The sequence below is a fragment of the Streptomyces sp. NPDC033966 genome (assembly GCF_055575955.1).
Map to the genome: position 1 here is coordinate 563,609 of NZ_JBVIRQ010000006.1, position 6,466 is coordinate 570,074.

Annotated in this window: 7 protein-coding genes and 1 rRNA gene; 5 read left to right on the top strand and 3 right to left on the bottom strand. The window is 73.6% G+C overall.

Translation table 11 applies throughout. From position 1 onward, the window contains the following. Positions 1-23: 23 nt before the first annotated feature. Genes ACZ518_RS20750 through ACZ518_RS20770 form a run of 5 tightly spaced genes read left to right on the top strand, consistent with a single transcriptional unit; the run spans position 24 to position 5,439 of the window. Complete coding sequence (locus ACZ518_RS20750) at positions 24-1,289, top strand: hypothetical protein (RefSeq protein ID WP_469114429.1); 1,266 nt, start codon at positions 24-26, stop codon at positions 1,287-1,289. A gap of 7 nt (positions 1,290-1,296) precedes the next feature. After that, positions 1,297-1,959: a DUF4129 domain-containing protein gene (locus ACZ518_RS20755; protein ID WP_469114430.1), complete on the top strand. Its 663-nt coding sequence runs from the start codon at positions 1,297-1,299 to the stop codon at positions 1,957-1,959. Continuing rightward, entirely contained in the window at positions 1,956-3,170 is a 1,215-nt protein-coding gene (locus ACZ518_RS20760; RefSeq protein WP_469114431.1) for a DUF4350 domain-containing protein, read from the top strand. Before ACZ518_RS20755 ends, ACZ518_RS20760 begins: the two co-directional genes overlap by 4 nt. Further along, positions 3,167-4,129 carry an AAA family ATPase gene (locus ACZ518_RS20765; protein ID WP_469114432.1) on the top strand — a complete coding sequence of 321 codons (963 nt, stop codon included), beginning with the start codon at positions 3,167-3,169 and terminating at the stop codon, positions 4,127-4,129. Before ACZ518_RS20760 ends, ACZ518_RS20765 begins: the two co-directional genes overlap by 4 nt. Next, complete coding sequence (locus ACZ518_RS20770; protein WP_469114433.1) at positions 4,129-5,439, top strand: DUF58 domain-containing protein; 1,311 nt, start codon at positions 4,129-4,131, stop codon at positions 5,437-5,439. The genes ACZ518_RS20765 and ACZ518_RS20770 overlap by 1 nt, the downstream gene beginning before the upstream one ends. A 14-nt stretch (positions 5,440-5,453) precedes the next feature. Here the strand turns inward: ACZ518_RS20770 and ACZ518_RS20775 are convergent, their stop codons facing one another. The 3 genes from ACZ518_RS20775 to rrf form a co-directional block, all read right to left on the bottom strand. Further along, positions 5,454-5,840: a PIN domain-containing protein gene (locus ACZ518_RS20775; protein ID WP_469114434.1), complete on the bottom strand. Its 387-nt coding sequence runs from the start codon at positions 5,838-5,840 to the stop codon at positions 5,454-5,456. Continuing rightward, a complete protein-coding gene (locus ACZ518_RS20780; RefSeq protein WP_469114435.1) occupies positions 5,837-6,109 on the bottom strand; it encodes a hypothetical protein in 273 nt (90 codons plus the stop codon). Before ACZ518_RS20780 ends, ACZ518_RS20775 begins: the two co-directional genes overlap by 4 nt. A gap of 102 nt (positions 6,110-6,211) precedes the next feature. After that, positions 6,212-6,328: ribosomal RNA gene (gene rrf, locus ACZ518_RS20785) — 5S ribosomal RNA — on the bottom strand. Positions 6,329-6,466: the final 138 nt, after the last annotated feature.

A 6,466-nucleotide genomic window follows, 5' to 3' on the forward strand; every position in this document is an offset into this window, starting at 1 on the left:
CAGGTGCACGTGAAGGAGCGACGATGACTGACTCTCCGGGCTGGGCCGCGCCCGGATCCCCGTCCGACGGCCAGGGCTCCGACGCCGACCGGCCGGCCGCTCAGCCGTCCGGCACCGCACCCGGTGAGGGCACCGCACCCGCCCAGGGCCCCGGCTCCGCCGACGGCAAGTGGTCCGCCGCCCAGCCGCCGCCCGGCCAGTGGTCCAGCCCCGCCACCGGCCAGAGCCCGCAGCCCGCGGCCCCGCCCGCGCAGCAGCCGCAGACCGCCGGCTGGGGCACCCGGCCCGGCACCCCGTACCAGTACCCCGGCGGCTGGGGCAGCACGCCGCCCGCCGCCAAGCCCGGCGTGATCCCCCTGCGCCCCCTGGGCCTCGGCGAGATCCTCGACGGCGCCGTCGGCACCCTGCGCGGCCACTGGCGCTCCGTGCTCACCATCAGCCTCGTCGTCGCCGCCCTCTCCCAGGTCACCCTGCTCCTCGTCCAGCGCGCCTGGATGGACGGCCTCCCCGTCGCCGACAAGAGCCTCACCCGGTCCCAGGCCGTGGACGTCATGGGCAACACCGCCCTCTTCTACGCCTTCCAGTACTTCCTGGAGATCCTCGGGCTGCTCCTCGTCACCGCACTCCTCGCACCCGTCGTCAGCCGCGCCGTCCTCGGCCAGGCCTCCACCCTCTCCGGCACCCTGAAGGCCGTACGCCCCCTCGCACCACGCCTGCTCGCCCTCACCGGCATCCTGCTCCTGGGCGCCGTCGCCGCCGTCCTGCTCCCGGCACTCCCCGGCATCCTCGCGGGCAGCGCCGTCCTGACCGCCCTCGGCATCCCCTTCGGCTTCGTGCTCCTGGCCTGGTTCTACGTGACCTTCGCGCTGGCCCCGCCCGCGCTGATGCTGGAACGCGGCTCGGCCGTCGCCTCCCTCAAGCGCTCCGCGAAGCTGGTCAAGGGCGCCTGGTGGCGGATCTTCGGCATCAGCCTGCTCACCTGGCTGATCCGCACCATCACCGCCATGGTGATCGTCATGCCCTTCGCCGGGCTCGCCCTCATCGCCGCCCCCGAGGGCATGACCAGCCTCTTCAACGGCTCCGCCACCCCCAGCTGGACCTTCCTGATCATCACCGCCATCGGCGGCGTCGTCGGCGCCACCGTCACCCTGCCGATGCAGACCGGCGTCACCACCCTCCTCTACATCGACCAGCGCATCCGCCGCGAAGCCCTCGACCTGGAACTCGCCCGCGCCGCCGGCCTCGACGGCTACGGCACCCCGAGCACCGCCGAACGGCCCGGAGGCTGACGCACCGATGAGCACGGGGGGACTCATCACCATCGCCGGCGGCGAGACGCCACCACTGACCACCCCGCGCGACGCCGCCCGCGAGGCGGCCGAACGCGAGCTGGCCAAGCCCGCCTACCACCAGGACGAGCCCGGGCTGCTCCAGCGCGCCCTGGACCGCTTCTGGGACTGGCTGGGGGACTTCTTCGACCACGCCTCCGGAGCCACCCCCGGCGGCTGGGCCGGCCTCCTCACCATCGCCGTACTGGTCCTCCTCGTCATCGCCGCCCTCTGGTGGCGGCTCGGCACCCCCCGCCGCACCGCCACCGGCACCGGCACCCTCTTCGACGAAGGCCCCCGCAGCGCCGCCGACCACCGCACCGCAGCCGACGCCCACGCCGCCGCGGGCCGCTGGAACGAAGCCGTCCAGGAACGCATGCGCGCCGTCGTCCGCTCCCTGGAAGAACGCACCCTCCTCGACCCCCGCCCCGGCCGCACCGCCGACGAGGCAGCCGCCGAAGCCGCGCTCTCCCTCCCCGCGCACGCCGCCGACCTCCACGCCGCAGCCCGCGCCTTCGACGACGTCACCTACGGCGGCCGCACCGCCGACCCCGACGCCTACGCCCGCCTGCGCACCCTCGACCTCACCCTGGAACGCGCCAAGCCGCTCCTGACGGGACCCACCGCATGACCGGCCCCACACCCCCGGCCCGGAGCGCCACCGGCCCGACCTCCACCGCCCCCACCGGCGCCCAGCGCTGGGCCCGCGCCCGCGGACTCCTCCTCGGCCTCGGCATCCTCCTCGCCGCCGCCGTCACCCTCGCCGGACTCCAGGCCGGCGACCACCACGGCCGCCTCGACCCCCGCTCCGCCGACCGCGACGGCAGCCGCGCCATCGCCCAGCTCCTCCAGGAACGCGGCGTCACCACCCGCGTGGTCACCAGCGCCGACGAAGCCGCCGCCGCGGCCGGCCCCCGCACCACCCTCCTCGTCACCGACCCCGACCTGCTCGGCGAACCCCAGCGACGCGCCGTCCGCTCCGCCATCGACCTCTCCGGCGGCCGCACCGTCCTCATCGCCCCCAGCAGCCTCAGCCTCCCCGACCTGGCCCCCGCCACCCACACGAAGTCCTTCGCCCACCGCGACGACCTCGACCCCGACTGCACCCTGCCCGCCGCCACCACCGCCGGCCGCGCCGGCACCGGCGACGGCCTCCGCTACACCACCACCCACCCCGGAGCCACCGCCTGCTACCCCAGCGACGGCCACCCCACCGTCCTCGTGCTCCCCAGCACCACCAAGGGCGGCGACACCGTCCTCCTCGGCTCCGAACGCCCCCTGCTCAACCAGCACCTCGCCGAACAGGGCAACGCCTCCCTCGCCCTCCAGCTCCTCGGCTCCCGCCCCGACCTCGTCTGGTACCTGCCCACCCTCGCGGACATGCCCGCCGACGGCCCCGCCGAGGAGAAGAGCCTCCTCGGCCTCGTCCCCTCCGGCTGGCTCTGGGCCCTGCTCCAGCTGTTCGCAGCCGCCGCCCTCGCCGCCCTCTGGCGCGCCCGCCGGCTCGGCCCCCTCGTCACCGAGAACCTGCCCGTCGCCATCCGCGCCTCCGAGACCACCGAGGGCCGCGCCCGCCTCTACCGCAGGGCCTCCGCCCGCGACCGCGCCGCCACCGTGCTGCGCGCCGCCGCCCGCGAACGCCTCGCCGCACTGGTCGGCGTACCACCCGCCCGGGCCCACGACCCCGCCACCCTGGTCCCCGCCGTCGCCGCCCGCCGGCCCCGGGCGACCGGACCCGACACGGCCACCACCCTCTTCGGCACCACCCCCGCCGACGACGCGGCACTCGTCGCGCTCGCCGACCACCTCGACGCCCTCGAAAGAGAGGTCCGCACCTCATGACGGCCACCACGGACAGCGCCCGCTCCTCCCTGGAAGCGCTCCGCACCGAAATCTCCAAGGCCGTGGTCGGACAGGACTCCGCCGTCACCGGACTCGTCGTCGCACTCCTGTGCCGCGGCCACGTCCTCCTCGAAGGCGTCCCCGGCGTCGCCAAGACCCTCCTCGTCCGCGCCCTCGCCGCCTCCCTCGCACTCGACACCAAGCGCGTCCAGTTCACCCCCGACCTGATGCCGAGCGACGTCACCGGCTCCCTCGTCTACGACGCCCGCACCGCCGAGTTCTCCTTCCAGGACGGCCCCGTCTTCACCAACCTCCTCCTCGCGGACGAGATCAACCGCACACCCCCCAAGACCCAGTCCTCCCTCCTGGAGGCCATGGAGGAGCGGCAGGTCACCGTCGACGGCACCCCGCGCCGGCTCCCCGACCCCTTCCTCGTCGCCGCCACCATGAACCCGGTCGAGTACGAGGGCACCTACCCCCTCCCCGAAGCCCAGCTGGACCGCTTCCTCCTCAAACTGACCGTCCCCCTGCCCTCCCGCGAGGACGAGATCGGCGTCCTGACCCGGCACGCCGCCGGCTTCGACCCGCGCGACCTGCACGCCGCCGGCATCCGCCCCGTCGCGGGCGCCCGGGAACTCGAAGCCGCCCGCAAGGCCGTCGAGGAGACCACCGTCTCCCCCGAGATCGCCGCCTACGTCGTCGACCTCTGCCGCGCCACCCGCGAATCGCCCTCCCTCACCCTCGGCGTCTCCCCGCGCGGCGCGACCGCCCTCCTCGCCACCTCCCGCGCCTGGGCCTGGCTCACCGGCCGCGACTACGTCACCCCCGACGACGTGAAGGCCCTCGCCCTGCCCACCCTGCGCCACCGCGTACAGCTGCGCCCCGAAGCCGAGATGGAGGGCGTCACCGCCGACTCCGTCATCTCCGCGATCCTCACCCACGTCCCCGTCCCCCGCTGATGGCCCCCACCGGACGCGCCGCACTGCTCGCGGCCCTCGGCAGCCTCCCCGTCGGCCTCCTCGAACCAAGCTGGACGGGCCTCCTCGCCGTCAACGGCACCATCGGCCTGGCCTGCGCCGTCGACTACGCCCTCGCCGCCCCCGTACGCAGCCTGCGTCTCACCCGAACGGGTGCCACCGCGGTCCGCCTCGGCGACACCGCCGACGTCCACCTCACCCTCTCCAACCCCGGCACCCGCACCCTGCGGGCCCGCCTCCGCGACGCCTGGCCTCCCAGCAGCTGGCACCCCGGCACCGAAACGGACGCCTCCCGCCACACCCTGACCGTCCCCGCCGGCGAACGCCGCCGCCTCACGACCCGCCTGCGCCCCACCCGGCGCGGCGACCGCAAGGCCGCGCTCGTCACCATCCGCTCGTACGGGCCGCTCGGCCTGTGCGCCCGCCAGGGCAACCACGACGTCCCCTGGACGGTCCGCGTCCTGCCGCCCTTCACCAGCCGCAAGCACCTCCCGTCCCGCCTCGCGCGCCTGCGCGAACTCGACGGCCGCACCAGCCTGCTGACCCGCGGCGAAGGCACCGAGTTCGACAGCCTCCGCGACTACGTCCCCGGCGACGACACCCGCTCCATCGACTGGCGCGCCACCGCCCGCCAACAGAAGGTCGCCGTCCGCACCTGGCGCCCCGAACGCGACCGCCACATCCTGATCTGCCTCGACACCGGACGCACCTCGGCGGGACGCGTCGGCGACGCCCCCCGCCTGGACTCCGCCATGGACGCGGCCCTGCTCCTGACCGCCCTGGCCACCCGCGCCGGAGACCGCGTGGACCTCCTGGCCCACGACCGCCGCCCCCGCGCCCAGGTCCAGGCCCGCTCGGCCGCCGACACCCTCCCGGCCTTCGTCAACGCCATGGCCGGTCTCGAACCCGAACTGGTCGAGACGGACGCCCGCACCCTCGTCTCCACCATCCTGCGCAGCGCCCCGCGCCGCTCGCTGGTGGTCCTCCTGACGAGCCTGGACGCGGCCCCCGTCGAAGAGGGCCTCCTCCCGCTCCTCCCCCGGCTCACACAGCGCCACACGGTCATCCTGGCCTCCGTGGCCGACCCCCACATCGCCGCGATGGCCGGGGCCCGCGGCTCCCTGGACTCCGTCTACGAGGCCGCCGCGGCCACCCAGACCCAGTCCCAGCGCCGCCGCACGGCGGAACAGCTCACCCGCCACGGCGTCCACGTCGTGGACGCCACCCCCGACGCCCTGGCCCCCGCCCTGGCGGACACCTACCTGGCCCTGAAGGCCGCCGGCCGCCTCTGACGACACCAGCACGGTCAGCGATTGAGGTCGAACACCCCCACGCCGAGCCCGTCGTATGCCTTCGCCTCAACCGTCGCCACCAATGCCCCCGCACCCCAGTCGGGCAGGTGCCCGGCGGCGTGCACCGCCGCCGCGACACCGAGGGGTACGCCTTCCCTGCACAGACGCCCCACGGCCAGGGCCGCCGGGTAGTCGAGGTCGACGGTGTGAATGACATCGAGCTGACCGATCTGCTCGGCGGTCCCCAACCGCTGTAGCTCTGCTTCAAGGATCGACAGCGTCGGCGCCCACAAACATGTATCGGCGTCCAGGTAGGCCCTGTGGATCAGGGCGGACACCTGTCGATTGCCCGACAGCGCGAGCAAGGCAGGCGTGTCCAGGACCAGGTGGTGCTGGATCACGCGGCAGCGCCTTGGGCACCAGGCTCTTGAGCGAAGGCGTCGCGGATCTTCCGCCCCATTGCCTCGCTCTCCTCGTCGGTGACGTGCACACCGAAGTGCTCAGCCAGGTAGACACGAGCCCGTTCCGCCCGCTCAAGCCGTTCCTCAGCGGTCAACGTGGTCTCCGCGAACTCCTGGACCAGTGCGCGAATGGACGTCCCACGGGACTCGGCAATGACCGAGAGGCGGTCTCTCACCTCTGCCGGCACACGGATCATGGCATCAGACATGGTCCGAGTATACGGCGCGTATACGGCTGAGCGGGCCCGTAAACGCAGAAAAGCCCCGCACCGAGCCCTGAAGGGCTGGTGCGGGGCTTTCCCACAATGATTGTTCGGCGGCGTCCTACTCTCCCACAGGGTCCCCCCTGCAGTACCATCGGCGCTGAAAGGCTTAGCTTCCGGGTTCGGAATGTAACCGGGCGTTTCCCTAACGCTATGACCACCGAAACACTATGAAGTTGGAACTCAAGCCGGCAAGGCGAGTTCGTTACTTCAGAACTAACACAGTGGACGCGAGCAACTGAGGACAAGCCCTCGGCCTATTAGTACCAGTCAGCTCCACCCGTTACCGGGCTTCCACATCTG